Annotated in this window: 12 protein-coding genes; 5 read left to right on the top strand and 7 right to left on the bottom strand. The window is 45.8% G+C overall.

The window, feature by feature from the left end; all coding sequences use genetic code 11:
• Positions 1 to 64: 64 nt before the first annotated feature.
• The 5 genes from IEY67_RS16530 to IEY67_RS16510 all read left to right on the top strand — a co-directional run bounded on the left by IEY67_RS16530 (position 65) and on the right by IEY67_RS16510 (position 5122).
• The gene (locus IEY67_RS16530) at positions 65 to 991 is read left to right on the top strand and encodes a hydrogen peroxide-inducible genes activator (RefSeq protein ID WP_122356545.1); all 927 of its coding nucleotides are present in this window, start codon (positions 65 to 67) and stop codon (positions 989 to 991) included.
• A 263-nt stretch (positions 992 to 1254) separates the two neighbouring features.
• Positions 1255 to 2100 (top strand): prephenate dehydratase, encoded by an 846-nt coding sequence (locus IEY67_RS16525; RefSeq protein WP_122356547.1) that lies wholly within the window; start codon positions 1255 to 1257, stop codon positions 2098 to 2100.
• Positions 2075 to 3265, top strand: a complete 1191-nt coding sequence (locus tag IEY67_RS16520) for a pyridoxal phosphate-dependent aminotransferase (protein WP_183671853.1) — start codon at positions 2075 to 2077, stop codon at positions 3263 to 3265. Before IEY67_RS16525 ends, IEY67_RS16520 begins: the two co-directional genes overlap by 26 nt.
• A 12-nt stretch (positions 3266 to 3277) precedes the next feature.
• The gene (locus tag IEY67_RS16515; protein WP_183671854.1) at positions 3278 to 4345 is read left to right on the top strand and encodes a bifunctional 3-deoxy-7-phosphoheptulonate synthase/chorismate mutase type II; all 1068 of its coding nucleotides are present in this window, start codon (positions 3278 to 3280) and stop codon (positions 4343 to 4345) included.
• A gap of 3 nt (positions 4346 to 4348) precedes the next feature.
• Positions 4349 to 5122, top strand: a complete 774-nt coding sequence (locus IEY67_RS16510) for a prephenate dehydrogenase (protein ID WP_122375990.1) — start codon at positions 4349 to 4351, stop codon at positions 5120 to 5122.
• 136 nt (positions 5123 to 5258) lie between these two features.
• Here IEY67_RS16510 and IEY67_RS16505 read toward each other — a convergent pair whose 3' ends face one another.
• The 7 genes from IEY67_RS16505 to IEY67_RS16475 form a co-directional block, all read right to left on the bottom strand.
• Entirely contained in the window at positions 5259 to 6632 is a 1374-nt protein-coding gene (locus IEY67_RS16505; RefSeq protein WP_183671855.1) for an energy transducer TonB, read from the bottom strand.
• Between the two features lie 36 nt (positions 6633 to 6668).
• Complete coding sequence (locus tag IEY67_RS16500) at positions 6669 to 8024, bottom strand: TonB family protein (RefSeq protein ID WP_183671856.1); 1356 nt, start codon at positions 8022 to 8024, stop codon at positions 6669 to 6671.
• Positions 8025 to 8147: 123 nt separating this feature from the next.
• Positions 8148 to 9554: an energy transducer TonB gene (locus tag IEY67_RS16495; protein WP_183671857.1), complete on the bottom strand. Its 1407-nt coding sequence runs from the start codon at positions 9552 to 9554 to the stop codon at positions 8148 to 8150.
• 12 nt (positions 9555 to 9566) lie between these two features.
• On the bottom strand, positions 9567 to 10985 hold the full coding sequence (locus tag IEY67_RS16490) for an energy transducer TonB (RefSeq protein WP_183671858.1): 1419 nt from the start codon (positions 10983 to 10985) through the stop codon (positions 9567 to 9569).
• A gap of 305 nt (positions 10986 to 11290) precedes the next feature.
• Positions 11291 to 13792 carry a carboxylesterase family protein gene (locus IEY67_RS16485; protein ID WP_229801099.1) on the bottom strand — a complete coding sequence of 834 codons (2502 nt, stop codon included), beginning with the start codon at positions 13790 to 13792 and terminating at the stop codon, positions 11291 to 11293.
• A 109-nt stretch (positions 13793 to 13901) separates the two neighbouring features.
• Positions 13902 to 15485, bottom strand: a complete 1584-nt coding sequence (locus tag IEY67_RS16480; protein ID WP_183671859.1) for a sulfatase family protein — start codon at positions 15483 to 15485, stop codon at positions 13902 to 13904.
• Between the two features lie 5 nt (positions 15486 to 15490).
• Complete coding sequence (locus IEY67_RS16475; protein ID WP_122375995.1) at positions 15491 to 16900, bottom strand: sulfatase family protein; 1410 nt, start codon at positions 16898 to 16900, stop codon at positions 15491 to 15493.
• Positions 16901 to 16940: the final 40 nt, after the last annotated feature.

Below are 16940 nucleotides of genomic sequence, written 5' to 3'. Positions count from 1 at the left end.
ACAGAATTTTTATATCTTTGTAATTGATTTTCGTAAGGATTAATATCATGAGAATTGAAAGACAATGAATATACAGCAACTTGAGTACATCCTTGCGGTAGACACATACCGCCATTTTGCCAAAGCGGCAGAACATTGCAGAGTGACACAGCCTACCCTCAGTATGATGATCCAGAAACTGGAAGACGAACTAGGGATCAAACTATTCGATCGTAATATGCAGCCGGTCTGCCCTACTCCAGCCGGACGCAAGGTAATCGACCAGGCACGTACGGTTCTTTATCAGGCTTCCCTGATCAAAGATATCGTTAATGAAGAAGAACAGTCGCTGAAAGGTACATTCCGCCTGGCAGTACTCCCGACCATCGCGCCGTATCTGCTTCCCCGTTTCTTCCAGCAGTTGTCGGAAAAACATCCGGAACTGGATATCCGTATCCTGGAAATGAAAACGGCTCCGACCATGGCAGCCATACTGAACGGAGAGATCGATGCTGCTATCATTGCCAACCAACCGTCGGAAAACCAGTTGCAAGGCGATACATTATATTATGAGCAATTTTTCGGGTATGTTGCCAAGAACGATCCGGTCTTCAAAAAGGATCTGATCCGTACCGCAGACATCAGTGACGAACATCTCTGGCTGCTGGATGAAGGACATTGTTTCCGCGACCAGTTGATGCGCTTCTGCCAGATGGAGAAAGTAAAACTGCGTCAGGCTGCCTACCGTCTGGGAAGCCTGGAAACATTCATGCGAATGGTGGAAAGCGGAAATGGCGTCACTTTCATACCGGAACTGGCAACTCTGCAACTTAGCGAGGAACAAAAAGCACTGGTACGTCCTTTTGCGATCCCTAAACCGGCACGCGAAATCGTCTGGATCACCCGCAAGGATTTTATCCGCCATACGATCGCAGGCATGCTGATCGAGAGCATTAAAAAGTCCGTTCCGAAAGAAATGTTGACACTGCAAGCCGGATTAAAAGTAGTCTGAACATTATTTTTATAGGGTAACACAAAAAAAATATCACTTTTCGCTTGTAGTTTCCAAAAAAGCGTTACTTTTGCTGCGTATTTAAAAACAAACGAGACAAATGAATCGATTTAGCTTTACATATTTCTTTTATTACTTTTACTTTAGCAAAGTGAAGGCAGGAATTTATATGTAAAGCGTTGATGATAGATAATATGTATCAATAATAATATGAAGTCCTGCCGGTTACGGTGGGACTTTTTTTATGACTTTAAGACAGAAAGATGAAAAAGAGAGTAGCAATTCAGGGAATAGCCGGTTCGTATCACGACATCGCAGCCCGTAGCTTCTATGAAGGTGGAGAAATTGAGATTGTTGGATGCAATACATTCAGAGATGTAATCACGACCATCAAGAAAGACTCCACGATATTGGGTCTGATGGCCATCGAGAATACGATTGCCGGAAGCCTGCTGCAGAATCATGAACTGATACGTGAAAGCGGTCTGCGGGTGATCGGTGAATACAAACTGCGTATTTCGCATTCGCTGGTTGCACTGCCGGGTACGACGATACATGAAATAACGGAAGTCAACTCCCACCCGATCGCACTGATGCAATGTACCGACTTCCTCGATACCCTGCCGAACGTGAAGATGGTGGAAAAAGAAGATACTGCCATGAGCGCCCGCTGGATTTCCGAGAATAACCTGAAAGGACACGCCGCCGTCTGCGGTAAGCTGGCTGCTCAAATATACAACATGGAAATCCTTGCCGAAGGGATCGAGACAAACAAACGAAACTTCACCCGCTTCCTTGCCCTGGCAGACCGATGGACGGCTGAAGACATGCTTGAAAAGGCAGACATCAACAAATCCTCACTGGTATTCGCTCTCCCCCATACCTCCGGTAGTCTTTCCAAAGTGCTTTCCATCCTCTCTTTTTACGACATGAATCTTTCTAAAATACAATCGCTCCCGATCATCGGACGCGAATGGGAATATTTGTTCTATATCGACCTGACATTTACTGATTATACCAGATACAAACAAGCATTGGATGCGATCATACCATTAACAAAGGACTTAAAAATTTTAGGTGAATATGCAGAAGGAAAACAAAGTGTGTAATATCACACCTGCCGACCGCGTCGGCAGCGTACAGGAATACTACTTCTCGAAGAAACTGAAAGAGGTAGCCGAAATGAATGCCGCAGGCAAGAATGTAATCAGCCTGGGCGTAGGTAGTCCCGACCTGCCTCCTTCGGAACAGACGATCGAGACATTGTGCGAACATGCCCATAATGCCAATGAGCATGGTTATCAGCCGTATGTAGGTATTCCGGAATTACGTAAAGGTTTCGCAGACTGGTACAAGACCTGGTATGGTGTGGAGTTGGACCCGAAGACGGAGATCCAGCCGCTGATCGGATCCAAAGAAGGTATCCTGCATATCTCACTGGCTTTCCTGAATCCGGGCGACGGCGTATTGGTTCCCAACCCGGGCTATCCGACCTACAGTTCGGTAAGCAAGCTGGTACAGGCAAACCTGATCCCCTATGAACTGAAAGAGGAATTGGGATGGCAACCGGATTTCGAAGCACTGGAAAAGAGCGATCTTTCCAATGTGAAGCTGATGTGGGTGAATTACCCCAATATGCCGACCGGAGCCAATGCTAGCATGGAGCTTTTTGAAAAGCTGGTTGCTTTCGGACGCAAACACGGGATTATTATATGTAATGACAATCCGTACAGTTTTATCCTGAACGAGCATCCGCTAAGTATCCTCAGTGTGCCGGGAGCAAAAGACATCTGCATCGAAATGAATTCGATGAGCAAGGCGCACAACATGCCCGGATGGCGTATGGCTATGCTGGCTTCAAATACACAGTTCGTTCAATGGATACTGAAGGTTAAGAGCAATATCGACTCGGGCCAGTTCAAACCGATGCAGCATGCTGCGGTGGAAGCCCTGAAAGCTCCGAAAGAATGGTATGACAATATGAACCGTACTTATCGCAGCCGCCGCGACCTGGCCGGACAGATCATGCATGCTATAGGATGTACGTATGATGAAAACCAGGTAGGCATGTTCCTTTGGGGAAAGATTCCGGCAGAAGCTGAAGGCAGCGAAGCACTGGCAAACAAAGTGTTGTACGAAGCCAATGTCTTTATCACTCCCGGATTTATTTTCGGCAGCTGTGGCGAACGTTATATCCGCATCTCCCTTTGCTGCAAGAATGAAGCATTACAGGAAGCATTAAACAGAATCAAACAATTAGAAATAAACAAATAAAAGTATACAATCATGGAAATGGAATTAGAATCAATCTTATTACCCGGTGTGGACCCTCAGCGTCCCATCATCATCTCGGGACCGTGTAGCGCCGAAACAGAAGAACAAGTAATGGAGGCAGCTCAACAGCTTGCATCGAAAGGCGTTAAAATATTCCGTGCAGGAATCTGGAAACCACGTACAAAACCGGGAGGATTCGAAGGTATCGGTGCAGTCGGATTACAATGGCTGAAACGTGTGAAAAAAGAGACAGGCATGTATGTCGCTACCGAAGTGGCAACGAAAGACCACGTATTCGAAGCTTTGAAAGCAGGGATCGATATCTTGTGGATCGGCGCCCGTACAACCGTCAATCCATTCGCCGTACAGGAGATTGCCGATGCGTTGAAAGGGGTAGATATTCCTGTCCTGATCAAGAACCCGGTAAACCCGGACCTGGAATTGTGGATCGGTGCATTCGAACGTCTGTACGGAGCCGGTATCCACAAACTGGGAGCTATCCACCGCGGATTCAGCTCGTATGACAAGAAGATGTACCGTAACCTGCCACTGTGGCATATTCCTATCGAACTGCGCCGCCGCATGCCGAACCTGCCGATCTTCTGCGATCCTAGCCATATCGGTGGTAAACGCGAACTGATCGCTCCGCTTTCACAGCAGGCTATGGACCTGAGCTTCGACGGTCTGATGATCGAATCTCATCCGTGTCCGGATTGTGCATGGAGCGATGCTTCACAGCAAATCACTCCGGATGTGCTGGATTATGTTGTCAACCTGCTGGTTATCCGTAACGAGACACAGACAACGGAAAACCTGGCCGAACTGCGCCGCCAGATCGACGGTATCGACGAACAATTGCTCGAGTTGCTGGCTAAACGTATGCGTATCTCCCGTGAGATCGGTGTGTATAAGAAGGAGCACAACATGCCCATCCTGCAGTCACCGCGTTACAGCGAAATACTGGAAAAACGTTCGGACATGGGACAGACAATGGAGCTGAATGTTGAGTTTGTAAAGGAAATATTGAAAGAGATACACGAAGAGTCTGTTCGTCAGCAGATGATCATCATGAATGAATAAGAAATGAAGATATTAATATTAGGTGCCGGAAAGATGGGTTCTTTCTTCACCGATTTGCTGAGTTTTGATCACGAAGTAGCTGTATTGGAAAATGATCCGAAGCGCATGCGTTTCATCTACAATGCTGTACGGTTACAAAAGCCGGAAGAGGTGGCAGACTTTGCTCCCGAACTGGTTATCAACTGCGTTACGTTGAATTATACGATCGACGCGTTCAAAACCGTTCTTCCTTATCTGCAACCGTATTGTATTATTTCAGATATCGCTTCCGTGAAGACGCATCTGAAAGAGTTCTACGAAACCTGCGGATTCCCGTATGTCTCCACTCACCCGATGTTCGGTCCGACTTTTGCCAATCTGGGAAATCTGGAAAAGGAAAATACGATCATCATATCGGAAGGTGACCATTTGGGAAAGATCTTCTTCAAAGATATCTATTCCAGCCTTCGCCTGAATATACGTGAATATACGTTTGAGGAACATGATAAGGTGGTTGCTTATTCTTTAGGTATACCGTTTGCTTCGACCATGGTATTTGCCGCCATCATGAAACATCAGGATGCACCGGGTACAACGTTCAAACGTCACATGAAGATTGCACGCGGATTGCTGTCTGAAGATGATTATCTATTGACAGAAATTCTCTTCAATCCGCGTACTCCGAAACAGATTTCCCGGATACAGGAGGAATTGAATATCCTGCAAGATATCATCAAAGATAAAGATTCCGAAGCGATGAAGGAGTATCTGACTAAGATTCGTAAGAATATCGAGTAATGAACCGATAAATTCCACTGTCGTCTGTGAGCTCGCTGACCTGTTTGAGCGAAGCCGGTTCACAAACGACAGTAAACATAAGATCCGCAATAGCAAGGCAGATGCAGGGGATGTTAGAGATTATCTTCCTCCTCTCTTAATAAAAACATAACGATAACGAATATTTGGTCCTAACGACCCTACCCCGGCGCTTACCCGGTTTCCATTTCGGCATTTCTTTGACAATACGGACAGCCTCTTCGTCAAAACGTTTGTTTTCGGAAGAGTTTACCACTTCAATATGACTTAGCGAACCGTCTTTCTCAACGACAAATTGAAGCGTTGCATTTCTCTTTTTATCATCTTTTGGTACACGGGCGGCCATATAAGCATAAAGTCCCTCTACTCCTCCGTCTGGAAATTCAGGCATTTCATCCGTAATGTTGAATATTTTAGTTTCCAGTATCTGTTCTTTTCGTTTATAATACTCCTGTTCGGAGAGGCCACCCAATATCACTGCCGGGAGAGGAGTTTTGGCTACCTGTTTCAACTCTTTTTTATCATCAGACAAACGAAATTCGGCCATCATTTTCAATTGAGCTCCTTCCCGATAGTCGCCAACAGTAACCTCATAAAAGAAACGGTAGCGGCCCGGAGGATTAGGATGCACTTTCGGAAAAAGAAAAGCAGTATACTCTCTGTAATCATCATCTTCCACCCAATGGCCTATGTCTACAAAATTCTCATTAATAGGCAATTCACGCCAGACACCTCCGGTATCTTCATAAGTAATAAAATAATGTTCACCGCAATGAATAGTTTTGCCGCTACGGTTATACAAGATAAACTTCACACTGTCGCTTTTTGTCGAATAAACCGTATACTCCGGACGGATAGCAACGCCTAATGTATCGTTCACCCCGACAGTTGTTTTTTCGACAGGCGTTTCAACTCCGGTGAAACGGAAGGCGGGAGAATCCATTACTTGTTCGCGAAATTCCTTCCGTTTCTCCGGCGTATTAACGATTAAATGGATTTCGATATCGTGCGTCCCGACTCCGGCTCCGGTTACGTTTCTCATTACAGGCGTATTTTCCAAAGCCCTCCATCGTTCCACCAGTTTATCGTTAATGGCTAATAAATCCTTCTGCGTATATGTTTTACATGGCTCGACAATAAACTCTTTCGACTGCAGGTCTTTCTCCAATCGCTGACGAATAGTCGCTGAATCGCCTTTGATTTGGATCACCAGCGTATCCCGGTCGTTGATATAGATACCACCGATAAAGTCCGGACAATTCTTGCTCTCGAGCGAAAAACCGACGACACCGGGAGGGTTATCCCCATAGAGTTCTCCTAATTTATCCAACAAACGCCTCGGGACTTCTTGTACAGGCTTCTCCCGGTCTGAGAACTGACCGATACTGTCTTTCGGCACTAAATCCGTCTGTTTACGGGAAGTGGAAACATTGCAGGAAGCAACAAGCCACATACAACCAATGCATACTAGTGAAAGATAATAATTCTCCATACTGCTTTTTAATTTAATGCTTTTGACTAACGATTCTTATTTCCCCGAGTCTGTAAATATAACAGGAATAGTATATCTGCATTCTATAAAACGAGGTTGCTGATAGCAACTGGTTGCCGGTTTCCAACGCGGCATAAGCCGAAGTACCCGCAAAGCCTCTTCATCAAATTCAGGAATATTACTACTGCGAATAACTTCAAAATCCTTCAACTCTCCATACGTATTTATAGTATATGTACAAGTAACCCTCACATTCTTATTCGAACCGATATACGAAGAAGGATATTGTACATGTTTCCTGATAAACTCTAAACAGGCAGCACTACCGCCTGGAAACTCCGCTACCGATTCATAATTGACAAACAGCTGTTCTTTCTGTTTATCCCATGCTTCGCGTATTTTCTGCCGGGTATAATAACGTTGCGGACGGAACGAGACATAAACAGCGTACATACATTCCACCCGTTTGCCGGCTTTATCATAGGCCGGAAGCCAATGCGACATTGTATTTATCAGACGCTTTACCTCTTTTTCACAGGCAGGCTCACTACTATCCAGCGTAAAAACATCTTTTACCATTCCCATTGTGTCTATCGTAAACTGGCAAACGGCGTAACCACCCCTGTTTGCTTTTAACATATCTACCGGATACTCCATCTTATCATAAAAATACGCTTCAATATCTACAAAACCGGGGAATTGAGGTTCCTCACTTAACTCCACCGGATTCTTCTGTTGTAATCCCAGCTGCCAGATGCCGCGATAAACCGGATTACGGACAGTATCGACAGGTTCTTTTTCCAATTTCTCCAAAAGGGCGGCAGCAGCCTGCTTCGTCAAAGCCCAATCAGTCTCATTCCTGACAATCCGGCTGTAAACAGAATCTCCCAGGTCGGTCAATTCGCGGCACAAAGAACCGACCTCAGGTGCCCATTTCAAACCGACGCTCACTTTTCCACAAGTATCCGTAGAAGCGAAATAACAGGTATACCCATCCAGGCCGAGACTATATCCGTCTGCATCTTCTGCCAGCAGGAAGGCACGGCGGAACAGATTCGAAAGCAGGTCATATAACTCCCGGTCAGCCAATGCTTCCATCGTTTTAGCTGATAATTCGTCTGTAGAATAATGAAAAAGGTTATGGCCCTCAACCGCTTTGAACCGATAGATATCGTCCAACTGTTCTATTTCCCAGGCTTTACAATCGTTCATGCAATCCTTATTCATAAAGAAAGCCTGCGGAACGGAAGAAAATGTCGTACGCAGGAAGTTAGTACCAACCATTTCGGCAGAAAGAGTATCATGAGTGAGTTCAAGATACCGGTCTTTTACCTGTGCACCCAAATCGGCCAACAAAAACAGGTACACGAATAGAAATCCTATGATTCGCATAAACAGACCCTCCTATTAGACGTTATACTGTTTCCAAATATACAGAAAAAAGATAAGAGAAGGCGTACTTCTCACTTATTAAAAAAAGAGGCAGGAAATTCAATACCTGCCATCTCATTTCTGTTAGTTATTTTCTCCTTTATGGAAATCTACCGGAACGGTATATTTTACTTTTACCGGTTTACCACGCTGCCTGCCAGGTATCCATTTCGGCATTTTCCGAACAATACGGATTGCTTCGTCATCGAGTTCTTTATATGAAGAAGAACGAATGACCTGAATGTCACTTAGCGAACCGTTTCTTTCCACGACAAACGAAACAGCCACACGTCCTTCTTTTGTTATGTTCTTCGAGATATTATCCTCAATGAATTTTAAAAGACCGGAATGACCGCCATCCGGAAATTCGGGCATTTGTTCTACGACAGTGAATACCCGCGTTGCAAATAAATGTTCCTCCTTTTCACGATATTCCTGTTCAGATAAACCACTCAGAATCGTTTCGGGAACAGGTGTCTTGGTAGCCTGTGCCAGTTCCTGTTTGCTATCCGACAAGCGAAATTCTGCCATCATCAACAGTTTGTCACCAACCTGCATATCTCCGATGGTAACATCATAGAAAAAACGATAACGTCCGGTATGGTTCGGATACACATCGGGGTAAAGGGAAGCAGAGAACTCCCAACAGTCTTCATTTTCTACACTATAAAGGATATCGACTGCAAAATCATTGATAGGCAGTTTGCGCCAGACACCTTTGTCGTCTTCATAGGTGATGTAATAATGTGCACCGCAATAAACAGGACCTCCGCTATGATTGTATAAGATAAATTTTACTTGCTTGGTTTCCGTTGAATAAACAGTGTATTCAGGACGAAGAGCAACACCTTTTATATCATTCACTCCTTCTGTTGTATTTATGGGGGGCACCTCTGGGCCGGTAAAACGGAAAGCCGGGGAGTCCATCACATTCTCACGGAATTCCTTTTGTTTCTCAGGAGTATTGACAATCAAGCATATCTCGATAGCATGTGTTCCAACCCCTGTACTTATCACATTACGCATCACAGGAGTTCTTTCGAGTTGCCGCCATCGTTCAGTCAGTTTCTCGTTAATTACTAAAAGTTCTTTTTGAGTATAGGTCAAACCTGGTTCGACAATGAACTCCTTCGATCCCAATATCTCTTCCAGTTGTTTACGGACAGTGGCAGAGTCACCCCTGATTTGGAAAACCAACGTATCCCGATCATCAATATAGATGCCGCCGATAAAGTCGGGACACTTCTTGCTCTCGACCGAAAAGCCAACAACTCCGGGAGGATTATCTCCATAGAGTTCACCCAGCTTTTCCAATAACCGCATCGGAACTTCCTGGGCAGGGACTTCCCGACCTGACATATTATGAGCCGGAGTCTCACTAATACTGTCTTTCGGCATCGTGTCCGCCGATTTACGAGAAGTGGAGATGTTGCAGGCGAAAGTAAACAACAGGCCACCGATACATACTGATAAAAGAAGTCGATTTTCCATACTTCATCTGATTTATTGATTATTACTCTCCTGCTTTTTACGGAAAGTGACCGGAATGGTATATTTCACTCTGACAGTCTTTCCACGGTGTTTACCTGGTATCCATTTCGGCATTTTCCGGATGATACGGATTGCTTCGTCATCGAGTTCTTTGTACGAAGAAGAACGAATAACCCTAATATCGCTCAACGAGCCATCCTTTTCTACAGTAAAAGAGACTGTTGCACGTCCTTCTCCGGTTATATTTTCCGGGATGTTATCTGCTATAAAAGCTAACAGGGCTTTTTGTCCTCCTTCTGAAAACTCGGGCATCTGTTCTACGACTGTGAATACGGTTGTTTCCAGCATATGCTTTTCCTGTTTACTAAACTCCTGTTCAGACAAACCTCCCAGGAAGCTTTCGGGCATAGGATTTTTAGTTATTCGGTTTAGTTCCTCCTTATCATCCGAAAGGCGAAATTCAGCCATCATCAGTACTTTTGTTGCAAACCCCACATCTCCGGGAATTACATGAAAGAAAAAACGGTAACGCCCCGCACGATTCTTATGCATATCCAGATTAAGACCGGCAGAAAACTCTGTATATTCACCGCTCCCCACCCCGTTAGCAACATCTAAAAAAGCATAATGATTCCCGGATAATTGATGCCATACGCCTTCTTCATCCTCACTGGTAATAAAATAATATCTGTCGCAATGAACCATATGCCTGCTACTATTATACAAGATAAACCGGATTTCTTTTGTTGCCGCTGAATAGACGGGATACTCCGGACGAAGAACAATCCCCATCGTATCACTCACTCCCACCACTGTATTTCCATCGGGGATTTCCGGTCCGGTAAAACAGAAAGCCGGAGAGTCCATAACTTGCTCACGAAACTTTTTTTGCTCCTCCGGAGTATTGACAATCAGGCATATTTCAATATCATGCGTTCTCATTTTAGTATAAGACACATTCCTGAGAAGGGGTAAATCACCCAATGTTATTTGTCTGTCAAGCAGTTGTTCTTTAAGTGCTATCAGTTCTTTTTGGGTATATATAGCATCGGTTTCAATGAGAAAGTCTTTCGAATCCAACACATCTTCCAACCGTTTACGTGCCACAATAGAATCGCCTTTAATCTGGACCACCAACCTATTGGATTCGTTCACATATACGCCGCAAATAAAATCAGGACAGTTCTTATTGGTGACTGAAAAACCGGTAAATCCGGGAGGTTCATCCCCGTAAAGTTCCGCCAGCTTTTCCAATAACCGCATCGGTACTTCCTGGGCAGGGATTTCCCTGGCTGACATATTGTGAGCCGGAGTCTCACAAATACTGTCTTTCGTCATTAAGTCTGTCTGCTTGCGGGAAGTGGAGACATTGCAGGAAGAAACAAGCCACGCACAACAGAGATATACAAGTGAAAGATAATAGTTCTCCATACCGCTCTTTTTGATTCGTTTTCAAATATACGGAATAAAGAAAGGAAAATACTTCTCTCCGGCTTATTTTTAAAGAGATACCTGGTAGAGGAACTACTCCGATTGGTAATTTATCAGAAATGAATGTTACTTTTCTCTTGAAAGAAAAGTAACCAAAAGTTCAAGGCTGCACCGGCTTCGCTGCTACGGTGAAAGACGGAGCGCCCGGAGCATCCGCTGTTTGAGCGTAGCGAGTTTCGGAGGCGACAGCGAACGCAGGATGCGAAGTAGCGAGGCAGGTGTAGCCTTGATCTTTAGCCTCATCTTTATTCTGTTATAAAACAACCGTTTTCCACACTCCAATCATTACCGAAGAAGCCGGATACCTCAACACCATGGATGCCCTCCTTCAAGATATCCACATTGAAGATCAGTAGGTCGGGGAAACCGGTAATACCGGAGATGTAATCATTCGGATAGGTTGCTTTCATACCTTCAATCCCTGTTCCGGCTACAACACCGACACTGGCTGTACGACTGTCGGGACGAGGATAAACAAAATAAGTACCCAGATTATTACCTTTCATCACTTTATCTCCCATACGGATCTCACCTTTCAGAACCTGTACCGGAGCATTCTTCAGAAGCTTGTTCCACGCTTTATTGTTGGCTGCATTTCCGTAAAGGACTACATTCCGGTCAGCATAAGCAGAAGGGATAAAATCTTTGTCGGCAATCACATCAATGGAACCGTTTCCTCTGTAAAGGAAAGTCTCGGCATCGAAACGGGCTTTATTCTGATACCAGTTGTTTTCTTCTTTATTACCTCCTGTTGCATATACAAATACAACATAATTGTCGAATGCCTGTTTGAAACCGCCATAACGGGAAGGATACTTCTCTGTCACAGAAACTTCATCCACCAATGCCCATTTACCGGAAACTTTCTTCAGTACAGCCGGTTTAGTGCCATCTGCCTGCATTGTTTCGTTATCGATAGTGATGCTTGCTGCTGCCGGGAGTTTCAAAGCCGGCAGATCGAATGTCAGCGATGCCACATTAGAAGTCGTGCCTGAAATGCCGTTATCCGTTTGTTTGAAAGAAACGGAAGAGAAAGCATAGGCCGTATCCTGCTGGTTGATGGTTACCCAATAATCCTTAGCAGAGATGGCCGGGGAAGCAGTATGGAACTCCAATTGTTTCACTTCGCCGGCAGCAGGTACTTTATGCCAGCGGAAATAATCGAAAATAGGTTTCCAGTCAACACTCTCATTACTGTACCAATGCGAACCGCCCGGATATTCATAATAACAAAAGTCCGGATGAAATGTGCCTAACACCTCACGCATCTGACGCACTTGCTGGATAGGAACGACATTATCCGAATCGCCATGAAGAATATAGATACCCGATTGCAGGAAATTCCTTTTCAAATCCAGTACACGTCCGGCGTTGGCAGCCTGGCAGATCGTCGTAAAATGTTTCTCTCCTACATTGGCAGCATCGGCATTCGGCCGCGAATAACGGGCAATATCCGGATAACTGGCACAAGGAGCGATAGCCGCAAAACGGTCGGGATAGGTGACACCCAGGAACCAGGTACCGTGTCCGCCCATCGAATGTCCGGTAAGATAGGTGTGGGCAGGGTCTGTCTTAAAGACTTTTTCAGCTTCTGCCAATACTTCCATTGCATCGATACGCCCCCACTCTTCCCAATTGAAGCCGAACGGACGGCGGTTGGTCGGAGCGATTATATGCCCCCAATCTTTTGGTGCATAGGCACGGGCTTGATTACGGGCCTCCACAGAAGCACCATGAACAGATAGGAACAAAGCCTGATTATCTCCCTGGGTAGTCGAAGGATTCACACTGTAATATTGTACACTTCCATCCACATCGCTGATGAAAGTACGTTCATGTATGACAGAAGCATCTTTTTGCTGCAAAACAATTTCGGCGCGGTCGATCTCTTTGCCTGATCGATCCTGCAGGATAACCGTTGCATTCGTTGCACCCGTCTTTGCCGTCGTTGCGGCAGGGATACGGAATTTTACCTTGCGGACCATCATCGGCATTACATCATCCGTTGTCAGGGTAGCTGTTTCCCCATTTTCCAGTTTACATTGTATCTTTAATCCGGAAAGAGCTTTTTCCTGTGCGTTAACGATGCGGATAGCTCCCCACTTCTCTCCTTCCCCATTGATGATATCCGGAAGTGTCATATCCCGTTTGGTCAACATTACCGGTTTGGACGGAATGATCAGTTTAGCTGCTACCCTGCCGAAACGTCCGGGTGTGAAAATAAATTCATTATTACCTTTCTGCATCCGGAAAGGAATCAACGTATAAGCGAAATCGTAATGGTCCCCTTCGTGAGGCATACCGTTTATAAATGTGCGGGTATTCCCACTCGATTCGAGCAGTGCGATATGAGGTTTGTCGGCATTATATTCTGTGAAGACATAGGCACGGCGTAAAGCACGGTTGGCAAACTTTCCGGTAGAGTCGGCCTCGATCGGCGTCCATTGCACAGCTTCACGGGTCCGTCCGTAATTGGTTGTTGTCAGGTCGTTTCCGGAAGGAGCTTTGAACTTCCCGGTAGCGATCTCCCAGCCCAATCCGTCAGAGGTAGTGAACAAATAACCGGAAGGAGCTGTCACCGGAACAAAATACCCCTGTTTGAAAGAATGAAGTATGATGCCTTCGTCCACACGTTCAACCCTTTCTTTACCGAAATACTCGACGATATTACCTGTCGTCTGTTGTGCCGCCAACGGGGTCAACCCCAGAAACAGACTGGCAACAGTCATAATATAAACATTCTTCATTTTTATTATTTTAGTGGTTTATAAATTGTTTAGAGATAAAAAGGAGACTGCGGCACGGGCTATCCAGTCCTTATGTCACAGCCTCCTTTTCAGTAAAAGCGTATAAATATTACCAGTAATACTGGTCCATGATCTCTTTCATCCGCGGCGTATCGGCATCCGTATCGCCAACATCCGCACGGAGCTTCAACAATTCCTGCTTCATTTCCTTGATGACATCGGCATACTGAGGATCGTTATACATGTTCTTGTCTTCCTTCGGGTCGACCTGCAGATCATGAAATTCCCATGCCGGAGTAGTCGGCGTTTCTTCCGAACCGGTTGCATTCAGACGGTCGCCGTACAGGAACATCAGTTTATAACGTTCGTTGCGGATACCCATGTGGGCAGGACGAATGGAATGATGTGTCCAGTAACGGTAGTACATTTCCTTGCGCCAGTCGGCAGGTGTTTCACCTTTCAGGTTGTCGCGGAAACTTACCCCTTGTGATCTTTCCGGAGCTTTTATTCCGGCATAGTCGGCCAGTGTAGCAGCAAAGTCCACGTTCAGGATAATATCTTTGTTGCGTGTGCCTGCCGGAATCTCTTTCGGATAACGGATCACGAACGGCATATGCAGAGGTTCTTCATACATCATGCGTTTATCGAACATACCATGTTCGCCCAGGAAATATCCCTGGTCGGAAACATAGACTATGATCGTATTCTTGCTCAATCCTTCTTCGTCGAGCATCTTCAACAGACGACCGATATTATCGTCGATAGTTGCTCCGCAACGCAGATAATCCTTGATCATTTTCTGATAAATCTTCTTACGGGCAGCCACTTTATCCATTCCCTTCGTAGAGAAAGGCAGTTCCGGATAACGGCACCACCAGGCATCCGGATCTTTCGATGCAGTCTCCCAACGCCAACCCATATTCTCCAGTTGCTGTCCCTGGAAAGCTCTTCCCGATTCCTCCGGTCCGAACTCCATCATGCTTTCCGGTTCGGGGAAAACGACATCGTCATAGAGATGCTTCATCCGTTCAGGGAAATCCCAGGGTTCGTGTGTCGCTTTGAAGTGGCAGCACATCATGAACGGTTTGTTTTTATCGCGGTTACGTATCCATTCCATTGTCTGGTCGGTAACAATATCGGTCGAGAAGCCTTTTACCTCAACGCCCTGTTTACCCTTATCGTCATCCACCCAGTTTTCCGCAGTCTTAAAGATCGGATTGACATATTCACCCTGGTCATGGAATACATTGAAATGGTCGAAACCGGATGGTTGTCTCTTTAAATGCCATTTACCGATCAGAGCCGTCTGATAACCGCCTGCCTGCATCTGTTTGGCGATATTGTCGACAGCCGGGTCCAGCCCGTCTTCCAGTGTATACACTCCGTTACGATGACTGTAAGCACCGGTCATGATAGCCGCACGGCTAGGTGCAGAGATCGAATTCGTACAAAAGCAGTTATCCAGCACGCAACCTTCCTGGGCCAGACGGCGGATATTCTCATTCTTAACATAATCGGCCAGGATACCTCCATAGATACCCCATGCCTGACCGGTGTGGTCGTCAGACAAAATAAAGAGGATGTTAGGGCGTTCTTCCGCCTCTTTCTCCGTCTTTTTGTTTGAGTTGCAACCAATGACAGGCAGGCATGTTGCTAACAGACCTGCCTTCAAAATTAGATCAGCGTTTTTCATTTTCTTTATTTTAATTTTCCTGGTTCTCTGCGTCCCGGCCCTTTCACACGTGTCAGGTTATCTCCCAGATCCTTACGCATATCATCGGCGATCTTCATCAACTTGGCTGCTTCTTCCGGATATTGGGAAATGACATCGTAACGTTCTCCCGGATCACGGCGCAGGTCGTACATTTCAGCCTTTTTCAGTTCCAGGTTCGTCAAATCACCCGGCTGACCGTCATTACCCGGCACGTAAGCACCATAAGTCACATACTTATGCGGGAAAACAAGTTTGAACTTGCCGTCTGTTACTGCTTCCAAATCGTTTTTATGATAATAATAAACGAATGATTCACGTGGGTTGGCATCCTTCTCTCCCTTGATAAGAGGCAGGATACTTACACCGTCGATCTTACGCTGGGGCAGCGGAGCGCCGCTGATCTCGGCCAATGTAGGTAACAGGTCGATATTGGAAGCAAGTTTGTTACAACTTGTTCCCGGCTGCGTCACCCCTTTCCAGTACATGACACAAGGAATACGGTTACCACCATCGAAAGTTGTCGCCTTTGCTTCACGTAACCCTCCGGCAGAACCGGCATGGTTTCCATAGTTCGCCCAGGGACCGTTATCGGAAGTCAGGACGATCAGCGTATTTTCTTCCAGTCCTTGTTCGCGAAGAGCTTTCAACACTTCACCTACGCTCCAGTCGAGTTCCATCATCACGTCACCGTATAGTCCCTGTTCACTCTTTCCTTTGAACTTATCGGACACAGCCAGCGGAACGTGCGGCATGGAATGTGCGAGATAGATAAAGAACGGTTTATTCTTATTTTTCTTTATGAAGTTGACCGTGCGGTTCGTATAATCTGTCGTAAACTGCGACTGATCAGTATTGTAGCCAACCACTTCGTTGCCATCGTATGTCGGCAGATCCGGGAAGTTGAAAACTTCGCCCTGCTGCGGATGGTAAGGCCACATATCATTGGAATAAGGCAATCCGTAATATTCGTCGAAACCGTTCTGCAAAGGCAGGAACTGTTTAGCGTCTCCTAAATGCCATTTACCGAAAACAGCCGTACTGTATCCCTTCTGTTTCAGCAACTCCCCTATCGTCATTTCATCGGGACTGATCCCGTAATCGGAACCCGGACCGGGTGCTCCGGCAAAACCGATACGGTTCGGATAACAGCCTGTCAGCAGACCGGCACGCGATGCGCCACTGATGGGTTGTCCGGCCAGGAAATGAGTAAAACGGACTCCCTCGGCTGCCATACGGTCGATGTTCGGCGTTTTATATCCGTATGCCCCGTTATAGGAGAAGTCCCCATAACCCGCATCGTCGAGGTTGATGATGATAAAATTTGTGTAATTTGCCGCGAAGCCAGTAAAAGCAAGGCTTGACGTTGCTGCTAAAAGCATTAGCTTTCTGTTCATGATATCGTGTTTTTATTAGATAATGTCAATATCTCACCGC

It is taken from the genome of Parabacteroides faecis (assembly GCF_014647375.1).
Taxonomy (GTDB): domain Bacteria; phylum Bacteroidota; class Bacteroidia; order Bacteroidales; family Tannerellaceae; genus Parabacteroides; species Parabacteroides faecis.
The sequence above is the reverse complement of the archived record's forward strand: the minus strand, read 5'-3'. Positions and strand labels throughout refer to the sequence as shown.

Excerpts from the sequence above, each read along its gene's own strand:
- IEY67_RS16530 (WP_122356545.1), top strand. The coding sequence starts at position 65 with ATGAATATACAGCAACTTGAGTACATCCTTGCGGTAGACACATACCGC.
- IEY67_RS16525 (WP_122356547.1), top strand. The coding sequence starts at position 1,255 with ATGAAAAAGAGAGTAGCAATTCAGGGAATAGCCGGTTCGTATCACGAC.
- IEY67_RS16520 (WP_183671853.1), top strand. The coding sequence starts at position 2,075 with ATGCAGAAGGAAAACAAAGTGTGTAATATCACACCTGCCGACCGCGTC.
- IEY67_RS16515 (WP_183671854.1), top strand. The coding sequence starts at position 3,278 with ATGGAAATGGAATTAGAATCAATCTTATTACCCGGTGTGGACCCTCAG.
- IEY67_RS16510 (WP_122375990.1), top strand. The coding sequence starts at position 4,349 with ATGAAGATATTAATATTAGGTGCCGGAAAGATGGGTTCTTTCTTCACC.
- IEY67_RS16505 (WP_183671855.1), bottom strand. The coding sequence starts at position 6,632 with ATGGAGAATTATTATCTTTCACTAGTATGCATTGGTTGTATGTGGCTT.
- IEY67_RS16500 (WP_183671856.1), bottom strand. The coding sequence starts at position 8,024 with ATGCGAATCATAGGATTTCTATTCGTGTACCTGTTTTTGTTGGCCGAT.
- IEY67_RS16495 (WP_183671857.1), bottom strand. The coding sequence starts at position 9,554 with ATGGAAAATCGACTTCTTTTATCAGTATGTATCGGTGGCCTGTTGTTT.
- IEY67_RS16490 (WP_183671858.1), bottom strand. The coding sequence starts at position 10,985 with ATGGAGAACTATTATCTTTCACTTGTATATCTCTGTTGTGCGTGGCTT.
- IEY67_RS16485 (WP_229801099.1), bottom strand. The coding sequence starts at position 13,792 with ATGAAGAATGTTTATATTATGACTGTTGCCAGTCTGTTTCTGGGGTTG.
- IEY67_RS16480 (WP_183671859.1), bottom strand. The coding sequence starts at position 15,485 with ATGAAAAACGCTGATCTAATTTTGAAGGCAGGTCTGTTAGCAACATGC.
- IEY67_RS16475 (WP_122375995.1), bottom strand. The coding sequence starts at position 16,900 with ATGAACAGAAAGCTAATGCTTTTAGCAGCAACGTCAAGCCTTGCTTTT.